The organism is Streptomyces sp. NPDC007863 (assembly GCF_040633895.1).
Lineage (GTDB): Bacteria > Actinomycetota > Actinomycetes > Streptomycetales > Streptomycetaceae > Streptomyces.
The window spans coordinates 1-19266 of sequence record NZ_JBEYEI010000027.1 but is presented as its reverse complement, the minus strand read 5'-3'; the positions used below and the strand labels follow the sequence as shown (position 1 = coordinate 19266).

At 73.5% G+C, this 19266-nt stretch carries 20 protein-coding genes; 13 read left to right on the top strand and 7 right to left on the bottom strand.

The window, feature by feature from the left end; genetic code table 11:
* Positions 1-22 precede the first annotated feature (22 nt).
* Positions 23-268 (top strand): metal-sensitive transcriptional regulator, encoded by a 246-nt coding sequence (locus ABZ621_RS33065; RefSeq protein WP_360610316.1) that lies wholly within the window; start codon positions 23-25, stop codon positions 266-268.
* A gap of 169 nt (positions 269-437) precedes the next feature.
* A complete protein-coding gene (locus ABZ621_RS33060) occupies positions 438-1028 on the top strand; it encodes a TetR/AcrR family transcriptional regulator (RefSeq protein ID WP_360610157.1) in 591 nt (196 codons plus the stop codon).
* A gap of 18 nt (positions 1029-1046) precedes the next feature.
* On the opposite strand, the gene ABZ621_RS33055 is transcribed toward ABZ621_RS33060, so the two are convergent.
* Complete coding sequence (locus tag ABZ621_RS33055) at positions 1047-2819, bottom strand: BCCT family transporter (protein ID WP_360610155.1); 1773 nt, start codon at positions 2817-2819, stop codon at positions 1047-1049.
* Positions 2820-2985: 166 nt separating this feature from the next.
* Here ABZ621_RS33055 and ABZ621_RS33050 point away from each other — a divergent pair, with 166 nt between their 5' ends.
* Positions 2986-3699 carry a DUF2470 domain-containing protein gene (locus tag ABZ621_RS33050; protein WP_360610153.1) on the top strand — a complete coding sequence of 238 codons (714 nt, stop codon included), beginning with the start codon at positions 2986-2988 and terminating at the stop codon, positions 3697-3699.
* Positions 3700-3751: 52 nt separating this feature from the next.
* A complete protein-coding gene (locus ABZ621_RS33045; RefSeq protein WP_360610151.1) occupies positions 3752-4546 on the top strand; it encodes a DUF817 domain-containing protein in 795 nt (264 codons plus the stop codon).
* On the opposite strand, the gene ABZ621_RS33040 is transcribed toward ABZ621_RS33045, so the two are convergent.
* Positions 4489-5139 carry a transcriptional regulator gene (locus ABZ621_RS33040; RefSeq protein WP_360610149.1) on the bottom strand — a complete coding sequence of 217 codons (651 nt, stop codon included), beginning with the start codon at positions 5137-5139 and terminating at the stop codon, positions 4489-4491. The genes ABZ621_RS33045 and ABZ621_RS33040 overlap by 58 nt on opposite strands.
* A 79-nt stretch (positions 5140-5218) precedes the next feature.
* Between ABZ621_RS33040 and ABZ621_RS33035 the strand changes: the two genes are divergently transcribed.
* The gene (locus ABZ621_RS33035) at positions 5219-5470 is read left to right on the top strand and encodes an EF-hand domain-containing protein (protein ID WP_360610147.1); all 252 of its coding nucleotides are present in this window, start codon (positions 5219-5221) and stop codon (positions 5468-5470) included.
* Positions 5471-5556: 86 nt separating this feature from the next.
* Here the strand turns inward: ABZ621_RS33035 and ABZ621_RS33030 are convergent, their stop codons facing one another.
* Entirely contained in the window at positions 5557-6570 is a 1014-nt protein-coding gene (locus ABZ621_RS33030; protein WP_360610145.1) for a LacI family DNA-binding transcriptional regulator, read from the bottom strand.
* 218 nt (positions 6571-6788) lie between these two features.
* Between ABZ621_RS33030 and ABZ621_RS33025 the strand changes: the two genes are divergently transcribed.
* From ABZ621_RS33025 to ABZ621_RS33005, 5 genes are read left to right on the top strand one after another with little or no spacing between them, the layout of a single operon-like run.
* Positions 6789-8537, top strand: coding sequence for an ABC transporter substrate-binding protein (locus ABZ621_RS33025; protein ID WP_360610143.1), 1749 nt, complete (start codon positions 6789-6791; stop codon positions 8535-8537).
* A gap of 14 nt (positions 8538-8551) precedes the next feature.
* The gene (locus ABZ621_RS33020) at positions 8552-9568 is read left to right on the top strand and encodes an ABC transporter permease (protein WP_360610141.1); all 1017 of its coding nucleotides are present in this window, start codon (positions 8552-8554) and stop codon (positions 9566-9568) included.
* The gene (locus ABZ621_RS33015) at positions 9565-10551 is read left to right on the top strand and encodes an ABC transporter permease (protein WP_360610139.1); all 987 of its coding nucleotides are present in this window, start codon (positions 9565-9567) and stop codon (positions 10549-10551) included. Before ABZ621_RS33020 ends, ABZ621_RS33015 begins: the two co-directional genes overlap by 4 nt.
* Positions 10551-11564 carry an ABC transporter ATP-binding protein gene (locus ABZ621_RS33010; RefSeq protein WP_360610138.1) on the top strand — a complete coding sequence of 338 codons (1014 nt, stop codon included), beginning with the start codon at positions 10551-10553 and terminating at the stop codon, positions 11562-11564. The genes ABZ621_RS33015 and ABZ621_RS33010 overlap by 1 nt, the downstream gene beginning before the upstream one ends.
* Before the next feature lie 53 nt (positions 11565-11617).
* Positions 11618-12550 carry an oligopeptide/dipeptide ABC transporter ATP-binding protein gene (locus ABZ621_RS33005; RefSeq protein ID WP_360610314.1) on the top strand — a complete coding sequence of 311 codons (933 nt, stop codon included), beginning with the start codon at positions 11618-11620 and terminating at the stop codon, positions 12548-12550.
* Positions 12551-12563: 13 nt separating this feature from the next.
* Here the strand turns inward: ABZ621_RS33005 and ABZ621_RS33000 are convergent, their stop codons facing one another.
* From ABZ621_RS33000 to ABZ621_RS32985, 4 genes are all read right to left on the bottom strand, one after another.
* Positions 12564-12881 carry a hypothetical protein gene (locus ABZ621_RS33000; RefSeq protein ID WP_360610137.1) on the bottom strand — a complete coding sequence of 106 codons (318 nt, stop codon included), beginning with the start codon at positions 12879-12881 and terminating at the stop codon, positions 12564-12566.
* Between the two features lie 180 nt (positions 12882-13061).
* Positions 13062-13928, bottom strand: a complete 867-nt coding sequence (locus ABZ621_RS32995; protein WP_360610136.1) for a hypothetical protein — start codon at positions 13926-13928, stop codon at positions 13062-13064.
* Positions 13929-14011: 83 nt separating this feature from the next.
* On the bottom strand, positions 14012-15493 hold the full coding sequence (locus ABZ621_RS32990) for an amidase (RefSeq protein ID WP_360610135.1): 1482 nt from the start codon (positions 15491-15493) through the stop codon (positions 14012-14014).
* Positions 15494-15580: 87 nt separating this feature from the next.
* Positions 15581-16657, bottom strand: coding sequence for a chitinase (locus ABZ621_RS32985; protein WP_360610134.1), 1077 nt, complete (start codon positions 16655-16657; stop codon positions 15581-15583).
* A gap of 349 nt (positions 16658-17006) precedes the next feature.
* Between ABZ621_RS32985 and ABZ621_RS32980 the strand changes: the two genes are divergently transcribed.
* The 3 genes from ABZ621_RS32980 to ABZ621_RS32970 all read left to right on the top strand — a co-directional run.
* Entirely contained in the window at positions 17007-17534 is a 528-nt protein-coding gene (locus tag ABZ621_RS32980) for a hypothetical protein (protein ID WP_360610133.1), read from the top strand.
* 114 nt (positions 17535-17648) lie between these two features.
* Positions 17649-18491 carry a DUF4097 family beta strand repeat-containing protein gene (locus ABZ621_RS32975; RefSeq protein ID WP_360610132.1) on the top strand — a complete coding sequence of 281 codons (843 nt, stop codon included), beginning with the start codon at positions 17649-17651 and terminating at the stop codon, positions 18489-18491.
* A gap of 535 nt (positions 18492-19026) precedes the next feature.
* A partial coding sequence (locus ABZ621_RS32970; protein WP_360610131.1) for an ATP-binding cassette domain-containing protein occupies positions 19027-19266 on the top strand: 240 nt, incomplete at its 3' end.

The following is a 19266-nucleotide window of genomic DNA, read 5'->3' as shown; positions in this document are numbered from 1 at the left end:
CGTGCAGGTCGACGAAGAGGCCATGGCGCCCGTGCTCAACCGGCTGCGGCGGGCGCAGGGACAGCTGGCCGGAGTGATCGCGATGGTCGAGGCGGGCCGCGACTGCAAGGACGTGGTGACCCAACTCGCGGCCGTCTCCCGGGCCCTGGACCGGGCCGGGTTCAAGATCGTGGCGAGCGGGATGCGCCAGTGCCTGGCGGAGGAGCCGGCGGGCGGGCCGCCGATGACGGAGGCGGAGCTGGAGAAGCTCTTCCTCGCCCTGGCATAGCGCCCTGGCATCGCGCCCCGGCGCGGCGCCCCGGCTCGGCACTCCGGGCCCGCCGCCGCCCATCGGACCCCCGCGCGACGGGGTCGGGCGGCCTCCGCGCCTCCTATGCTGACCAGGTACGGAATCACCAGGCCAGACATGGCGCAGGAACAAAGGGGCACCCCGCTCGATGAGCCGGAAGCAGCAGCGCGGAGAAGTCACCGTCGAGCGCGTCCTCGACGCCGCGCTGGACCTCTACGCGCGCGAGGGCGAGGCGGGCCTCACCGTCGCCGCCCTCACCCGGGAGAGCGGTGTCAGCACCGGCAGCGTCTACCACCATTTCGGCAACCTCCACGGAGTGGTCTCGGCGCTCGCCCTCCGCTGGCTCGGCCGCCTCCTCGGCGAGCTCGGCACCGCCCTGCTCTCCCACCAGGACGCCCGTTCCGGCATCGAGGCGGTCGTCCACGCCTATCTGGGCTTCGTCCGCACCGAACCGGCCGCCTCCCGCCTCCTGCACTCCCCCTTCGCGGACCAGGAGGGCACGGCCCACGCCGCCGAGATCCGCGACAGCCAGGAGGCCCGGCTCACCCCCATCGAGCTCTGGCTCGACGCCCACCGCAAGGCGGGCGAGCTGGCCGACCTCCCGACCCCGGTCATCGAGGGGCTCGTCCTGGGGCCGGTCGTCGCCATGGCCCGCCGCTGGCTCACCCTCGGCGACGTCGACCTCGAAGAGGCGAGCCGGATCCTCCCCGACCGGATCTGGCGCTCGGTCGGCCCCTGACGGCGGCCGGCCCCGGGGTCAGCGGGGTCCGCCCCCGGCGGGCGGGGCCGTCGGCGCCGGCGGCGCGCCGTCCGGGGTGCCCGGGCCGATGCGCAGCTCGAAGTCGCCGTCGTACCGCTGGTGTCCGGCGATCACCGCGACCCCGACGACCTCCTCGCCGACCTGGCCGCGCACGATCAGCGGATCCTCCCGCAGGTCCCGCATGAGGGCCACGCACATGCCGATCATGACGAGCACGAACGGGGCGGCGACCAGGATCGTCAGGTTCTGCAGGCCCGCCAGGGCGTCGCCCTGCCCGTCGCCGATGAGCAGCATGATCGCGGCGACGGCGCCGGTGACCACGCCCCAGAAGATCACCACCGGGCGGGTCGGCTCCATCGCGCCGCGCTGCGACAGGGTGCCCATGACGATGGAGGCGGCGTCCGCGCCGGAGACGAAGAAGATCCCGACGAGGACCATCACGAGCAGGCTCATCACGCCCGTCAGCGGGAACTCCTGGAGCAGCCCGAAGAGCTGGCCCTCCGGCGTCGTCTCGCCCGCGAGCTCGCCCTGCTCGGCCAGCCGCATCGCGGTGCCGCCGAAGATCGCGAACCAGACCAGGCTGACCGCGCTCGGCACCAGGATGACGCCGCCGATGAACTGACGGATCGTCCGGCCCCGGCTGATCCGGGCGATGAACATGCCGACGAAGGGCGTCCACGAGATCCACCACGCCCAGTAGAAGACGGTCCAGCTGCCCAGCCAGTCGTGGATGTTCTCACCGCTGGTGGCCTCGGTGCGGCCGGCCAGCTGCGGGAGGTCGCCGACGTACGCGGCGATCGAGGTCGGCAGCAGGTCGAGGACGATGATCGTGGGTCCGGCGACGAAGACGAACAGGGCGAGCAGCAGCGCCAGCACCATGTTGATGTTGGACAGCCACTGGATGCCCTTCTCCACGCCGGAGACGGCGGAGAGCACGAAGGCGACGGTGAGCACGGCGATGATGCCGACCAGCAGGCCCGTGCCGGTCTTCGCCATCCAGCCCAGCTCCTCGACGCCGCTGCCGATCTGGAGCGCGCCGAGGCCCAGCGAGGCGGCGGAGCCGAAGAGGGTGGCGAAGATGGCGAGGATGTCGATGACCCGGCCCGGCCCGCCGAGCGCCCGGCGCGCGCCCATCAGCGGCACGAAGACGGCGCTGATGGTCTGGCGGCGCCGGCGGCGGAACGTCGAGTAGGCGATGGCGAGGCCGACGACGGCGTAGATCGCCCACGGGTGGAGGGTCCAGTGGAAGAGCGTGGTGGCCATCGCCGTCTCCATCCGCTCGGCCGAGTCGGCCGGGGAGGTGCCGGGCGGCGGGGTGCCGTAGTGGGCGAGCGGCTCGCTCACCCCGTAGAACATCAGGCCGATGCCCATGCCGGCGCTGAACATCATGGCGATCCAGGAGACCGTGCGGAACTCCGGTCCCTCGCCCTCCTGTCCGAGCGTGATCCGGCCGTACCGGCTGATCGCCAGCCAGAGCGCGAAGACGACGAAGCCGGAGGCCGCCAGCATGAACGCCCAGCCGCCGTCCCGGATCAGGCCGTCGAGCAGGCTGCTGGAGACCGACTCCAGACTGTCCGTGGCCGTCGCGCCCCAGACGACGAACGCGAGGGTGAGGACGGCGGTGACGCCGAAGACGACCGGGTCGGTGCGGGCGGGGTGGCGGTGGCCGAGATCGGGCAGGTCCGCCGTCACCGGCAGCGCGCCCCTCCCGCTCCCGCCCTTGCCGCCTCCGTCGTCACCCGCGCCCGGATCCTGTCCGACTTTCGCCATCTACAACCCCTTTCCCCACCAAACGGGACAAACGCGTTATGTCCTCGTAAGGCAGTACCACAGGAGGAGTCCAACTCGGGGGACCAACAGGCCCGGTCGGCTTCTGGACACCACCGAGAGGGGATGGTTAGGTTAGCCTAACCTAAAAGTCGATCGAGGAGTCCTCGTGCGCGTCGCCCCCTCCCCCGCCCTGCCCCAGCAGACCGCCGCGGAACAGGTCCGCTCCGTGCTGGCCCGGGCAATCTCCCTCTCCCTCACCCTCGACGGCGAGACCTACGACCTCCTCGGCGCGCACACCGTCGGAGCCCGCGGCCGCATCACCCTCCACCCGCCGGCCGACACCCCCCTCTCCGACCACCTCGCCCGCGCCCCGCACGACGGCGTCGACGCGCGGATCGAGCTCACCGACATCGCCCCGACCGCGCTGCGCGACCGGGTCCGGGCCCGCGTCACCCTCACCGGGCGGCTCGCCCCCGCCACCCCCGGCGACCTCGGCTCGCTCCGCCTCGACCTCGCCCGCGTCGTCCTGCGCACCGGCACCGGGACCCAGGAGGTCGCCCCCGGCGCGTACACCCTCGCCGCCCCCGACCCGCTCGCCCTCGAAGAGGCCGCCCTCCTCACCCACCTCGCCGACGCCCACGCCGACCTCGTCTCCGACCTCGTCGTCCTCGCCGGCGCCCGCCTCCCCCACGGCGCCGTCCGCGCCCTCCCCCTCGCCATCGACCGGCACGCCGTCTCGCTGCGCTGCGAGTACGGCGAGGGCCACTGCGACCTCCGCCTCCTCTTCCCCGGCGAGGCCCGCGACGCCGCCGAGGCCGGCGACATGGTCCGCCGGCTGCTCACCGCCCCGCGCTGCGCCCACCACCACGACCACCACTGACCGGACCCCCGCGGCGGAAACCGCACACACGCGCGGGCGCGTCCCCTCCCGCATGGACCAGATCAGGCACGGATTCCGCCAGCTCCTGCGCTTCGCCCTGCTGGAGGCGCGCTGCTGCGCCTTCGCCGTCGCGCTCGTCGGCGGCATCGCCGTCTCCGCGCTCCTGCCCGACCTGCCCGTCGCCCGCTACGACCTGCTGCTCGGCTACGGGATCCTGCTCACCGTGCTGGCCTGGCGGCTCGGCTGGGACAGCGGGCGGGACGTCGTGGTCATCGCCGTCTGCCACCTGATCGGCCTGGTCTTCGAGCTGGTCAAGGTCCGCATGGGCTCCTGGAGCTACCCCGAGGACGCGGTCACCAAGTTCGGCGGCGTCCCCCTGTACGGGGGCTTCCTGTACGCGGCCGTCGGCAGCTACGTCTGCCGCGCCTGGCGCCTCTTCGACCTGCGGATCACCGGCTACCGGCCCCGGATCATGGCGGTCCTCGCCGGCGCGGTCTACCTCAACTTCTTCAGCCACCACTGGCTGCCGGACGCCCGCTGGTTCCTCGCCGGGCTGCTGCTCCTCGCCACCGCCGGCACCTGGGTCCGCTTCCGCGTCGGCGAGGAGGACCACCGGATGCCGCTGGCCCTCTCGTTCGTCCTCATCGGCTTCTTCCTGTGGATCGCCGAGAACGCCGCCACCTACGCCGGCGCCTGGAGCTACCCCGACCAGCTCGACGGCTGGCAGCCCGTCTCCCTGGCCAAGTTCGGCGCCTGGGCGCTCCTCATCTCCGTCACCTTCGTCCTGGTCTACGGGACGGGCTCCTCGCCCCGGCGGATGCCGAGCGTGGCCAGCAGGTCCTCGTGAAGCTCCATCCAGACCGTGTGGCAGGAGTCGGCGCGCGGGCGGTCCACCCAGGACAGCTCGCCGCGCCGCACCCGGGCGAGCGCGCCGGTGAAGCGCTCCCCGTAGCCGCCGAAGCGCGGCAGCAGGGTGGCAAGGTCGGCCGAGAGGGTGTCGATGACCCCGCCGAGCACGGTCAGTTCGTCGAGGACGCGCCGGTCCCAGACCGGGTCCCCGTGGGTGTTGACGGCGAGGCGTCCGCTGTCGTCGGGCCGTAGCTGCCAGTCGGTGCAGGCCGTCAGACAGCGGGCGTTGTACGCCAGGAAGGTCGTGTACCGCTCCCGTACGGCCGCCTCGTGCCCGGCCCCGGCGAGCTCCTCGGCCAGGAGCCGCTCCCCCTCGGCCCGCCCCCGGTCGGTCAGGCTCCAGCCCGAGGTGCCGGCGAAGGCGGACCGGCTGACCCGCCCGTACGCCTGGAGGTCGAGCAGCAGCTCGCCCACGGCCTCGGGATCGAGCCCGTAGCGTGCCGCCGCCTCCTCCTCGGTGGTCATGCCCCGCAGCCGTACGGCGTGCAGGACGAGGAGTTCGGGAGCGGAGGGAATCGAGGGCGTCGCCATGGGGAGAGCCTAGGCAACCCGGCGGGGGTCGTGGGCGTCCTCCCGGGCAGGAAGTCCACGACCGAGCCAAGGACATGTCATGAGTGACAAGGCCCGCCTCCTCTTCGACGCGCTCGACCTCGACCAGGACGGCACGCTGACCCGTACGGAGGTCATCCGGGCCCTGCGCGAGAAGGGTCCCACGCTCGCGGCCCGCGGGGTCATCCCGTTCTGGGGCGTGGGCGGCGACGACGCGTCCGCCGCGCTGTTCGACGCGGCGGACCAGAACGGCGACCGGGTCCTCAGCTACGAGGAGTTCGCCGCCGTCGTGGACCGCCGCTTCGGCTGGTGACCCCAGGGGATTTTGAGTAATTCAGTCGACTTTTTGCGACCACTGTCGGCGCAGACGCGGCGGCAGCAGAAGCCGTACGAGCTCCGCTACGCGCGGGCCGGCGGCGGCGCGGTCGAGCCGCGCACCACGAGCTCGGGCTCGTAGAGCAGCTCGCCGGGGTGCGACTGGACGCCCTGGATCTGGGCGCAGAGCAGTTCGACGGCGGCCCGGCCCATCGCCTCGATGGGCTGACGGACGGTGGAGAGCGGGGGCTCGGTGCAGTTCATGAAGGCGGAGTCGTCGAAGCCGACCACCGACACGTCCGCGGGGACGGCGAGTCCGCGCCGGCGGGCGGCCCGGATGGCGCCGAGGGCGAGCGGGTCGCTGGCGCAGACGATGCCGGTGACGCCCTGTCCGAGCAGCTGGTTGGCGGCGGCCTGGCCGCCTTCGAGGGAGAAGATCGAGCGGACGACGCGCTCGTCGGGGAGCGGGGTGCCGAGCGCCTCGGCGGCGGCCCGGGCGGCCTGGAGCTTCCGGCGGGAGGGCACGTGGTCGGCGGGGCCGAGGAGGAGCCCGATCCGCTCGTGGCCGAGGGAGGCGAGGTGACGCCAGGCCTGTTCGACGGCGACGGCGTCGTCGCAGGCCACGCAGGGGAAGTCGAGCCCCTCGATGGAGGCGTTGACGAGGACGACCGGGATGTTGCGCTCGGCGAGCCGGTGGTAGTGCTCGTGCGGGGCGTCGGCCTGCGCGAAGAGCCCGCCGGCGAAGACCACGCCGGAGACGTGCTGCTGGAGGAGGAGGTCCACGTAGTCGGCCTCGGAGACGCCGCCCTTGGTCTGGGTGCAGAGCACGGGGGTGAGCCCCTGCTGGGCGAGCGCCCCTCCGATGACCTCGGCGAAGGCCGGGAAGATCGGGTTCTGCAGCTCGGGCAGGACGAGTCCGACCAGCCGGGCGCGCTCGCCCCTGAGCTGGGTGGGCCGCTCGTAGCCGAGCACGTCCAGGGCGGTGAGCACGGATTGCCGGGTCGCCTCGGACACCCCGGGCTTGCCGTTGAGGACGCGGCTGACCGTCGCCTCGCTGACCCCCACCTTCTTCGCCACCTGAGCAAGTCGTCGCGTCATGAGCGCAAGGCTAGCGCAAGTCCCGCAAGAGAATGACGGTCCGTTGCAGTTCCCGCGCAAACGCACGGGCGGGGGCCCCGAAAGGGACACGGATGGGTAACGGACGGGCCGAGCCGGATCCCACACCTTGTCAGTGCAATTTCACATTACTATGTTACGGGTCACATTCCGGCCGCTCTGGCTGTCCGACCGCTCTTCCGCTCTCCTCGGAGTGACCCATGACCAAGCGCACCCACACCCTGGCCATCGCCCTGGTGTCGACCCTGACCCTCGGCCTCGCGGCCTGCTCCGGCGGCTCCTCCGGCGGGACCGGTGGCCCCGAGCGGAAGAACCCCGCCGCCGCCAACGCCGGCGCGGTCCTCGGCGGCACCCCGCAGCGGGGCGGCACCCTCACCGTCCTGTCCAACCAGGACTTCTCCCACCTCGACCCGGCCCGCAACTGGGTCATGCCCGACATGGACTTCGGCACCCGGCTGCTCTACCGCACCCTCGTCACCTACCGGGCGGCGCCCGGCGCCCAGGGCAGCGAGCTGGTCCCCGACCTCGCCGAGGACCTCGGCACCCCGTCCAACGGCGCCAAGACCTGGACCTTCCGCCTCAAGCCCGGACTGAAGTACGAGGACGGCACCCCCATCACCGCCCAGGACGTCAAGCACAACGTCGAGCGGTCCTTCTCGCCCGACCTGCCCGGCGGCCCCGACTACGCGGCCCGCTACCTGGCGGGCGCCGAGGGCTACCAGGGCCCCGCCCAGGGCAGGCACCTCGACTCGGTGAAGACCCCCGACGCCCGCACGATCGTCTTCGAACTCCACAAGCCCTTCGCCGAGTTCCCCTTCGCGGCCACCCTGCCGACCTTCGCCCCGGTGCCGCCGAAGCAGGACAAGGGCCCCCAGTACGACAACCGCCCGTTCTCCTCGGGGCCGTACAAGATCGAGAGCTACGCCCGCGACAAGCGGATGGTCCTCGTCCGCAACACCCACTGGGACCCGAAGAGCGATTCCGTCCGCAAGGCCTACCCGGACCGGATCGTCGTCACCATGGGGCTCAAGGGCAACCAGGTCGACGACCGCCTCATCGCCTCCTCCGGCGCCGACGCCTCCGCGATCTCCTGGGCCCAGCTCCGCCCGGAGTCCCTCTCCAAGGTCCTCACCAAGGCCGACGTGAAGGCCCGGCTGCTCGCCGAGTCCAGCAGCTGCACCGAGATGCTCCAGATGCACACCGGCCGCGCCCCCTTCGACGACCTGAAGGTCCGCCAGGCCGTCCAGTGGGCCCTCGACCGGGAGGCGATCGTCACCGCCGCCGGCGGCCCCGCCGTCGCCGAGGCCGCCGGCGCCGCCATGCCCGGCGCCCTCTTCACCGGCGGCAAGCAGCCCGACACCCTGAGGATCCCGCTCGCCGGCGACCCCGAGAAGGCCAAGGGCCTGCTCAAGGAGGCCGGGAAGCCCGACGGCTTCGCCACCCGCCTGACCGTCTCCACCGGCGACAAGGCCATCGGCGAGGCCGTCCAGCAGGCCCTCGGCAAGGCCGGCATCGAGGTCACCATCGACACCGTCGACCCGTCGGCCTTCTACGACACCATCGGCGACACCAGGAACCGCACCGACCTCGTCTACACCGGCTGGTGCCCCGACTTCCCGTCCGGCACCACCTTCCTCCCCTTCGTCTTCGACGGCCGCTCCATCAAGGAGAAGGGCAACTCCGGCAACCACTCCCTCTTCGAGGACGACGCCACCATGAAGCGGATGGACGAGATCGCCGCCATGACCGACGGCGCCGCCGCCAACAAGGCCTGGCAGGAGCTCGACGGGCAGATCCTCGCCAAGGCCCCGGTCGCCCCCGCCGCCACGAAGCGCCGCTCCCTCCTCGTCGGCACCAACGTCGCCGGCGCGTACGGCCACACCTCCTGGGGCGGCCAGATCGACTACGCGACCGTCGGTCTCAAGGACCCGTCGAAGAGCACGGACTGAGGAACGGCGCCCCGATGACCACCACCACACCCAAGCCCGGGCCCGGCCCCGATCCCGCCGCCACGTCCGGTCCCGCCTCCGCGCCCGGTCCGGCGGCCACGTCCGCGCCGGCCGCCGCCGCTCCGGTGCACCCGACCGACGGCGCCTGGCGGCTCGTCCGCGCGGAGCTGGGCCGCCGCGCCTCGCTCAAGATCTCGCTCGCCGTCGTCGCCCTCTTCGCGGTGATGACCGCCGCCGCCCCGCTGATCAGCGCGCTGGGCGGCTGGGGCCCGGAGGAGTTCGACAAGTCCGCCGTCGACCCGTACCTCGGCGGACTGCCGATCGGACCGCTCGGCGGCGTCTCCGCCGAGCACTGGCTCGGCGTCGAGCCCGTCACCGGCCGCGACCTGTTCGCCCGCGTCGTGCACGGCGCCCAGGTCTCCCTGCTCATCGCCTTCGCCGCCACCGCGATCGTCGTCCTCGCCGGCACCACCGCCGGCATCGCCGCCGGCTACTTCGGCGGCCGCACCGACACGGTCCTCTCCCGGCTGATGGACCTCACCATGTCCTTCCCCTCCCTCATCTTCATGATCGCGATGATGTCGGTGGCCAGGGACGTCGACCGGATCCTGCTCATGACCCTCGTCATCGGCCTCTTCGGCTGGCCCGGCGTCGCCCGGGTCGTCCGCGGCCAGACCCTCTCCCTCAAGCACCGCGAGTACGTCGACGCCGCCCGCGTCGGCGGCTCCGGCCCCTGGCGGATCCTCGCCCGCGACATCCTCCCGGGCGTCGCCGGACCGGTCATCGCGTACACCACGCTGATGATCCCCGGCATGATCGCCACCGAGGCGGCGCTGAGCTACCTCGGCGTCGGGGTCCGCCCGCCGACCCCGTCCTGGGGCCAGATGATCGCCGAGAGCGTCGCCTACTACGACACGGACCCCATGTACTTCCTCGTCCCGAGCCTCTGCCTCTTCCTCACCGTGCTCGCCTTCACCCTCCTCGGCGACGCGCTGCGCGACGTCCTCGACCCCCGGGGGAGCCGTACGTGATCCTCTACCTCGGCCGCCGGCTCCTCGGGATGCTCGGCGTCCTCCTCGCCATCGCCGCCGTCACCTTCACCATCTTCTACGTCCTCCCCTCCGACCCGGCCGCCGCCGCCTGCGGCAAGGCGTGCAGCGACGAACGCCTGGAGGCGATCCGCGCGAACATGGGCCTGGACGCCCCCGTCTGGCGGCAGTTCGCCGACTTCGTCACCGGCATCTTCACCGGCCGCACCATGGGCACCGGACAGTACGCCCTGCACTGCGACTTCCCCTGCCTCGGCTACTCGTACGAGAACAGCGAAGGCGTCTGGGACCTCCTCGTCGACCGGCTGCCCGTCTCCGCCTCGCTCGCGGTCGGCGCCGCCGTCCTCTGGCTGGCCCTCGGCCTGACGGCCGGCGTCACCGCCGCCCTCCGCAAGGACAGCCTCACCGACCGGGCCCTCATGGTCGGCGCCGTCGCCGCCGCCTCCCTGCCCGTCTACTTCACCTCCGTCCTCCTCATCTACGGACTGATCCGGCTCACCGGGCTGCTGCCCTACCCGAGTTACGTCCCCCTCACCTCCGACCCGCTGTCCTGGGCGTCCAACCTGCTCCTGCCCTGGCTGGCCCTGGCGATCCTGTACGCCGCCATGTACGCCCGGCAGAGCCGCGGCGCCATGATCGAGTCCATGGCGGAGCCGTACATCCGCACCGCCCGCGCCAAGGGCCTGCCGCGCCGCACGGTCGTCGTCAAGCACGGCCTGCGCGCCGGCATGACCCCCGTCCTCACCATCTTCGGCATGGACCTCGGCGGCCTCCTCGCCGGCGCCGTCATCACCGAGTCCCTCTTCGGACTCCCCGGCGTCGGACGCCTCTTCTACGGCGCCCTCACCACCGGCGACCAGCCCGTCATCCTCGGCGTGACGCTGCTCGCCGCCACCTTCATCGTGGTCGCCAACCTCGCCGTGGACCTGCTGTACGCCGTCGTCGACCCGCGAGTGAGGTACTGATGACCGCCCTGTTGTCCGTCCGGGACCTCAGCGTCACCTTCCGGACCCCGCGCGGTCCCGTCCGCGCCGTGGACTCCCTCTCCTTCGACGTCCCGCACGGCCGCACCCTCGGCATCGTCGGCGAGTCCGGCTCCGGCAAGTCCGTGACCTCGCTCGCCGTCATGGGCCTCCACACCGGCGCCGAGGTCAGCGGCTCCGTCGCCCTCGACGGCCGCGAACTCGTCGGCCTGCCCGACCAGGAGCTCAACCGGCTGCGCGGCCGCCGGATGGCGATGATCTTCCAGGACCCGCTCTCCAGCCTCCACCCGTACTACACGGTCGGCGAGCAGATCGCCGAGCACCACCGCGTCCACTTCGGCACCCGCAGGGCCGCCGCACGCGCCCGCGCCGTCGAGGCGCTCGCCGAGGTCGGCATCCCGGAGCCGAAGCGGCGGGCCGGCGAGTACCCTCACCAGTTCTCCGGCGGCATGCGCCAGCGCGTCATGATCGCCATGGCGCTGGTCTGCGAACCCGACCTCCTCATCGCCGACGAACCGACCACCGCGCTCGACGTCACCGTCCAGGCCCAGATCCTCGACCTGCTCACCCGCATCCAGCGGGAACGCCGGCTCTCCGTCGTCATGATCACCCACGACCTGGGCGTGGTGGCCCGCGTCGCCCACGAGGTCCTCGTCATGTACGGCGGCCGGGCCGCCGAACAGGCCCCGGTGGACGACCTGTTCGCCGCCCCCGCGCACCCGTACACCCGCGGGCTCCTCGACTCGCTCCCCCGGCTCGACGACCCCGACGACGTACCGCTCCGCGCCATCCCCGGCACCCCGCCGTCCCTCCTCGCCCCCTCCCCCGGCTGCGCCTTCGCCCCCCGCTGCGCCCGCGCGGCGGCGGGCACGCCGGAGGAACGGGCCCGGTGCGCGGACGACCGGCCGGCCCTCACCGGACGCGACGGCCACACCGCCGCCTGCCACTTCACGGCCCTCCCGGCCGCCGCCTCCTCCGAAGGGATCGCCAAGTGAGCACGCCGACCCCTCCCGGTACGCCGCCCCTGCTGCGGGTCCGGGACCTGGCGATGACCTTCCCGGGCCGGCGCGGCTCGGCGCCCGTGCGGGCCGTCGACGGCGTCGGCTTCGACCTGGCGGCCGGGGAGACCCTGGGTCTGGTCGGCGAGTCCGGCTGCGGAAAGTCGACCACCGGCCGGATGATCGTCCGGCTCCTCGAACCGACCGCCGGCTCCGTCGAGTACGACGGCCGTCCGATCGCCCACCTCTCTCAGCGGGCCCTGAAACCGCTCCGCCGCGAGATCCAGATGGTCTTCCAGGACCCCCACTCCTCCCTCAACCCCCGCCAGTCCGTGGCCCGGATCATCGCCGACCCCCTGCTCGTACAAGGGAGTTCGGCGGAGGATGCCCGCAAGCGGGCGCTGGAGCTGATGGAACTCGTCGGCCTCATCCCCGAACACGCCGACCGGCGCCCGCACGAGTTCTCCGGCGGACAGGCCCAGCGCATCGGCATCGCACGGGCGCTCGCGACGGGCCCCCGGCTCGTCGTCGCCGACGAGCCGGTCTCCGCCCTCGACGTGTCCGTCCAGGCGCAGATCGTCAACCTGATGGAACGGCTCCAGGACGAACTCGGCCTCGCCTACCTCTTCATCGCCCACGACCTGTCGGTGGTGAAGCGGGTCTGCGACCGGGTCGCGGTCATGTACCTCGGCCGGATCGTCGAGATCGGCGCCAAACGGCAGGTGTACGAGACCCCCGCCCACCCCTACACACGGGCGCTGCTCTCCGCCGTACCGCTGCCGGACCCGGCCGCCGAACGCACCCGCGAGCGCATCACCCTCCTCGGCGACCCGCCGAGCCCCGCCGCTCCCCCGCCCGGCTGCACCTTCCACCCCCGCTGCCCGAAGGCTCAGCCGATCTGCCGCACCGAGGCACCGGCCCTGCGGACGCTCGCGGCGGGCGAACCCCGGGAGGTGGCCTGCCACTTCCCCGAGGAGGGCTGACGGGCCGGCGGTGTCAGCCGGACGCCATCGCCAGGACCATCAGCACGGCCAGCGCCCAGGGCGCCGCGAGCAGCAGGAGGGCGGTGGAGGCGGCGGCGGTGCGGACCCACCGCAGGGCACGACGGTGGGGCAGCAGCCAGGCCATGGCGAGGAGGACGCCCGCGAGGGTGAGGAGGATCTCGAAGCCGCTGGTGTACCCGTCGGCCCAGAAGGTCGCGAACCCGCCGACCAGGAGCGGGAGTCCGGGGAGCGTCGCCACGAGGGGCGCCTTCCACCAGGTCGGGTCGGTGTGGGCGTGGGTGCGGGGGTGGGTGCCGGTCGCCGTCGTCATGGCCACAGCTCACCACGGTCGGTGCGGCCCGGGATCCGGGCCGGTACTCAGTGCGGTGGCGGTACGTACTCAGGTACGGGGCCACCGGGGCAGTCATCGGTCCCGCCGGGAGCGCCGGGAGCGCCGGGAGCGCCGGGAGGCACCCGTTTCCCTCGCCCCGCCGGTGGCACCGAACCCCCGTCACTCGCCCCGCTCGTGGCGCCGGGACGTCTTCTCGGCCGCCTCGGCGGCGGACCGGGCCTTCTCCACCGCGCGCTCGGCGGCCCGGAGGTCCGTGGCGGCCCGCTGCGCGGTCTTCTCGGCCGCGGCGGCCGCCGTGCGGGCCTCCTCGCGCTCCCGCTCGGCGCGGCGGAGCCGGTCGGCGGCCTCCTCGGCCGCCGCCGTCGCGGCCTGTTCCGCCTCCCGGGCGGCGTCCCGGTCCCGCTCCCGCCGGGCGAGGCCGGCCCGGGCCTCCTTCGCCTGCGCTTCCGCCGCTCTGGCCTCTTCCGCCCTTCCCCCGGCCTTCCGGTCGTGCCCCTTCGGCTGCTCCTCCGGGGCGGCCGGGGTGCGGGCCGTCAGGGTGCCGGGAGGGACGGCGGGGAAGCCGACGGCCGTCTCCGGCATCGCGGCGAGCCTCCCCTTCGCCCACGGCCCGGCGGCGTCGGGGAGGGCGAGGACGGCGTGCAGGATCCGTTCGACGTCGCCGAGCACCGCGTCGCTCACGGGCTGACCGGCCTCCTCCGCGAGAGCCGCGGTGGTCCGGACGAGCGCGGCGACGAGCCGGTGCTGCTGCCGGCTCGCCTCCCGCAGCCGCTCGCCGTCGAGCGTCCGGTGGGCCTCGCGCAGCGCCTCGCCCAGGGCGAGGAACCGCTCGGCCTCCTCCGGCCGTTCACGGGCCAGGAGGTTCGCCGCCCAGACGGCGAGCGGCGGCCGCCGCAGCGCCGCGATCGCCTTCGCGGCGGCCGTGTCCTCCGCCCGGCGCGCCTCGGCCGCGTACGCGTCCCGGGCCGCCGTGAACTCGGACGGCCGCAGCCCGTACAGCTCGTCGGTCACCTGCTCGACATCCATGCGGCCCACTCTGCTGCTCCGGGCCCGCGGGACCGCGGCGAACCTCCGCCGGTCGTCCCGCCGTCACCCGCTCGACGTCATCGTCAGGCGTCCTGGATCCGGCGGAAGGGCCGCTCGGCCTCCAGGGCGAACGCGGCCTCCAGAAGGGTGCGTTCGCTGCCCGGCCGGCCGGAGAGGAGGACGCCGATCGGCAGGCCGTCGGCCGTGGCCCGGGCGCTGGGCAGGGAGAGCGACGGGGTGCCCACCACGTTGTCGACCGGCGTGTAGGCGACGTACTCCAGGATCCGCTCGACCAGGACGGGGTACGGGACGTCCGGCGCGAGGTGCCCGAGCGGGGGCGTGGTGCGGGCGAGGACCGGGGTGAGGACGAGGTCGAGGCCGCGCAGCGCCGCCGCGTACGCCAGTCTCGTCCGGCGCAGCCGGCGGACGACGCCCGGGGTGCCGCGCCAGCGCTTCACGTACTCCTCGCGCAGTCCGCGGCTGAGGCCGTCCATGCGGTGCCGGTCGAAGTCGGCGCCGAAGGTGCGGCCGGTGGCGCCGATGAGGAAGGAGAGCAGCCCCCAGTAGGTGAGGAAGTCCTCGGTGAAGCGGGGGTCGATGTCCATGGTGACGGGTTCGACGGTGTGGCCGAGGCCCCGGAGGGTGGCGACGGTGTCGGTGACGGCGGCGCGGGTGTCGTCGTCACAGCGGACGCCGCTGGGCGAGTCGAGCAGGTAGCCGATGCGCAGCCGCCGGCCGGAGGGCCCTTCGACGAGGCCGACCGGGGGCAGCTTCGGGTTGCGGTGGTGCCGTTCGGCGGCGGCGAGGAAGGCGGCGGAGTCGCGGACCGTGCGGGTGACGACGCCGTCGACGACCAGGTCGACCGGCAGGTGGCGGCTCTGGTCGTTGGGGACGACGCGGCCCCTCGTGGGCTTGAGGCCGACGAGTCCGCAGGCCGCGGCGGGGATGCGGATGGAGCCGCCGCCGTCGTTGGCGTGGGCGAGGGGGACGGCGCCGGAGGCGACGAGCGCCGCGGCTCCGCCGGAGGAACCGCCCGCGGAGTGGGCGGTGTGCCAGGGGTTGCGGACCGGTTCGGCGGACTCGTACTCGGTGGTCGGGCTGAAGCCGAACTCGGGCAGCCGGGTCTTGCCGAGGACGGTGACGCCGGTGCTGAGGAGCTGCCGGACGAAGGGCGCGTGACGGCGGGCGGGCCGGGGGGTGAACGCGGCGCTGCCGTGGCCGGTGGGCAGCCCCGCGAAGTCGGTGTTGTCCTTGACGAGGGTGGGGACTCCGGCGAAGGCCCCGCCGTTCCCGCCGCCGAGGGCTTGGGGCCTCCCCTCGCTCGAACGAAGTCGAGAGCTTGGGGAAAGGTCGAGCGTGGTCTGCACCGCGTTCAGCCCGGCGACCGCCCGGAGCCGGGCGGCCGCGTCCCTGGCCGCCTCGGCGGGACTCACCTCGCGCCGCCGGATCGCCTCCGCGAGCCCGACGGCGTCGTGCTCTCCGAGGGAGTCGTCCCGGAAGGCGTGCACCCTGTTCCGCTTGTCGTCGCTCACCGCTGCCTCAGCCCCCGGGGTGGTCGTGGTCACCTGCTGCCGCCATCATGGCGTACCCGCGGGTAACACGCGAGGGGCCGGGGCGACGGAGGCCGGGGCGAGGGAGGGCACGGCGGACGGCTAACGGCCCTGGAGCCGCTTGACGTTGTCGCCGAAGGTCCAGTTCTTCGACCCGTCCCAGTTCGCGGACCAGGTCATCAGGCCCTTGAGCTTGCCGCCGTAGTGGTTCCACGCCTGGGCGACGAGCGAGGGCGCCATGTGGCCGCCGCCCGCGCCGGGCTGCGCGGGCAGACCGGGGACCTGCTTGTCGTACGGGACGCGGATGGTGGTGCCCTGGATGACGAGGCCGCGGTCGAGGCAGTCGGTCTGCGCGGTGAAGCCGGCGACGGTGCCGGCGGAGTAGGAGTCGCCGGAACATCCGTACATGCTGCCGTTGTAGTACTGCATGTTCAGCCACCACAGGCGCCCGTTGTCGGCGTACTTCTTCACGATGGGCAGGTACGCGCCCCAGATCGAGCCGTACGCGACGCTGCCGCCGGTGACGTACGCGGTCTCGGGCGCCATCGTCAGCCCGAAGCCCGCGGGCATGCGGGCGAGGACGCCGTCGATGATCCGGATCAGGTTGGCCTGGGAGGCGGAGAGGGTGGTGATGCTGCCGCTGCCGACGAGGCCGGTCTCGATGTCGATGTCGATGCCGTCGAAGTTGTACCGCTGGAGGATCGGCACGATCGTCTCGACGAAGCGGTCGGCGACGGCCGCGGAGCCGAGGTCGATGCCGGCGGCGGCACCGCCGATGGACATGAGGAGGGTGGCGCCCGCGGCCTTGGCGCGGCACATCTCGGCGGGGGTGGCGACCTTGACGGTGTTGTCCATGCCGTCCTCCCACAGCACGGTTCCGTCGGAGCGGATCACGGGGAAGGCGGCGTTGATGACGTTGTACCCGTGGGCGGCGAACCGGGGATCGTCGATCGGGGCCCACCCGAAGGGCGGATGAACGCCGTTCGCGGCGCCGTCCCAGTTCTCCCAGTAGCCCTGGAGGACCTTGCCGGCGGGACGGGGCTTGAGGGCGCAGGTGTCGGCGGCGGCCTCGGTGGTCGCGGCGGGGGTGGCGGCGGCCTGGGAGGAGGTGGCCGCGACAGCGGCGAGCAGGGCGGTGAGGCCCGCTCCGAGGGCGCGGGCGATCCGTGAGCCTGGCATGCGTGTGCTCCTTGGGACGTGGGGGGTCGGTCCGGGGCGTGGCGCGCGCTCCAGGAGACCGTAGATTGGTCCAGACCTACCGTCAACCATGTACGGAAAGAGGGGAGTTGACGATATGGAAGGAGGTGCGACGGCGGGCCCGACGGGCGTGGGCGCCATCTGGCGACACCAGGTGGCACCGGGCGACACCCAATGGCGCCACTACGGCACCGCATGGCGCCATGCGGTGCCGCGTAGCGCCACATCCGACACCGGTCGACACATCGAAGGCACCTCGCTGGCACCATTCGACGCCACATGGCACCACTAAGGGTTGCGCATGGCGCCATCGTGGTGCCATGATGACGTCATGGACCTCACCCCGTATGTCGACACCCTCCGCCGCGAACTCGCGGTGGCCGCCGAAGCCGGTGGCGACGCGGCCCGCGAGCTGGCCGAGCGGCTCACCGCTCCGCTGGAGTCGGCGGCCCGTCTGACCATGCTCAACGTGCTCTCCGCGGCGACGGACGAGATCACCCGCGAGCTCGCCCCCGGTTCGGTCGACGTACGCCTCCGCGGTCTCGACCCGGACTTCGTGGTGACGCGGCCGCCGGCCGACAGCGACGCGGCGCCCGTGGAGCCCTCGGAGCCCGCCGAACCGCCGGCGGCCCCGGCGGTCCCCGAGACGGACGAGGGGGCGGTCGCCCGGGTGAACCTGCGGCTGCCGGCCCACCTCAAGGCGCGGGCCGAGGAGGCCGCGAGCCGCGAGGGACTGTCGGTGAACGCCTGGCTGGTACGGGCCGTGTCGTCGGCGCTCGACGGCGGCGGCGCGGCCCGCCCGCGCACGGCGGAGCGACCCCGGTCCGTCGGCCAGAGCATCACGGGCTGGGTGCGCTAGGCCGCCCGCCCGGCCCGCCCGCCCGGCACCGACGTGCCACTCCACCACCCCACTCCACCCCCACCACGTCCCACCAGCGGGGACGTTCCAGAGACCCAAGAGGACGGGACAGCCATGCCTTCTTTCGACACTCCCGCAGCGATCTCGGCCCTGGCCCGCGTGGAGGCCGGTTCCATCCAGTTCGTCGCCGGCGACCGTACGGACACGGTGGTCGAGGTGACTCCGCGCAATCCGAAGAAGGACCTGGACGTACGGACGGCCTCTCAGACCGAGGTGGCGTACGCCAACGGCACTCTGACCGTGCGGACGCCCAAGTCGAACCTGTTCGGCCGCACCGGCGTCGTCGACGTGACGGTGGAGCTGCCGACCGGTTCCCGGGTCGAGGTCGACGGCGCCTGGACCCAGATCCTCGGCGAGGGCAGGTTCGGCGAGGTCCGCGTGAAGACCTCCGCCGGCGACGCCCGGCTCGACACCACGGGCCCGCTGCACCTCGTCGCCTCGCACGGCTCCATCACCGTGGACCGAGTCGAGGGGGCGGCCGAGATCACCACCAGCTCCGGCAGCATGCGCGTCGGCTTCGTCGACGGCCCGGCCGTCCTGAAGAACTCGTCCGGCACCACGACGGTCGGCGCCGTCACCGGCGAGCTCCGCGTGAGCGGGGCGCACGGCGACATCACCGTCGACCGCGCCGAGGACTCGGTCACCGCGACCACGGCCCACGGCACGGTCCGCATCGGCGAGATCGCCCGGGGGACGGCACAGCTGGAGACGAGCTACGGCGCCATCGACGTCGGCATCCGCGAGGGCACCGCGGCGTGGCTCGACGCCGTCTCCGGCAGCGGCCAGGTACGCAACGGCCTGACGGCCTCCGACGCCCCCGAGGCGACGGAGGAAACCGTCAAGGTCCGCGCCCGCACCCGCCACGGCAACATCGACATCCGCCGCGCCCGCCCCTGACCCGCCCCGGCCCCTCCCGGCCCTTCTCGGACGGGCACGGCGCGACCTCTCCTCCCACCCCCGCCCGGGCTCCGGCCCGGCGGACCCCATCCGCCCCCAGGCTCACACGGCCTCAGCCCCGCGCAACGAGACGCAGGCTCCGCCCCGCCCGATCCGGCGGGCCCCGAGCCTCCCCGCACAGCCGCGCCCCACGGGCGCCGTCCAGGCACCGCCCCCACACGACACGGCCCCGGCCGGCCCCGGCCGACCTCGCCGAGCGGCATCAGCCCGCACCCACCCCGGACCGTCCCGACCTCCATCCGGACAGGCACCCGCACCCACCCCGGCCCGGCCCGGCCCGGCGCACTCGGCCCCGCCGCTGCCCCGTCCGGCCGCCGCCGGCTACGCACCGCCCTCAAGGCCCGACGCGACGCGGACCCAGCGACTCCAGCTCCCTCCTCCCTTCCTCCCTTCCTCCGCTCCCCCCTTCCGCCCCTCCCCCTCTTCCCACGCCCACCTCAGCCTTCGATCGGAGGCCCCCATGCCTTCTTCTGTCATGCCCACGCCCATTCCTCAGCCCCTCCCGAGCCAGGGGAACGGTCACGCGGCACCCGCCGCCATCACCGCCACCGGCCTCCGGAAGTCGTACGGCGACAAGGTCGTCCTCGACGGAGTCGACCTCCACATCCCGGCCGGCTCCGTCTTCGCCCTGCTCGGTCCGAACGGCGCGGGCAAGACCACCGCCGTGAAGATCCTCTCCACCCTCGTCACCGCCGACGCCGGCCACGCCGCCATC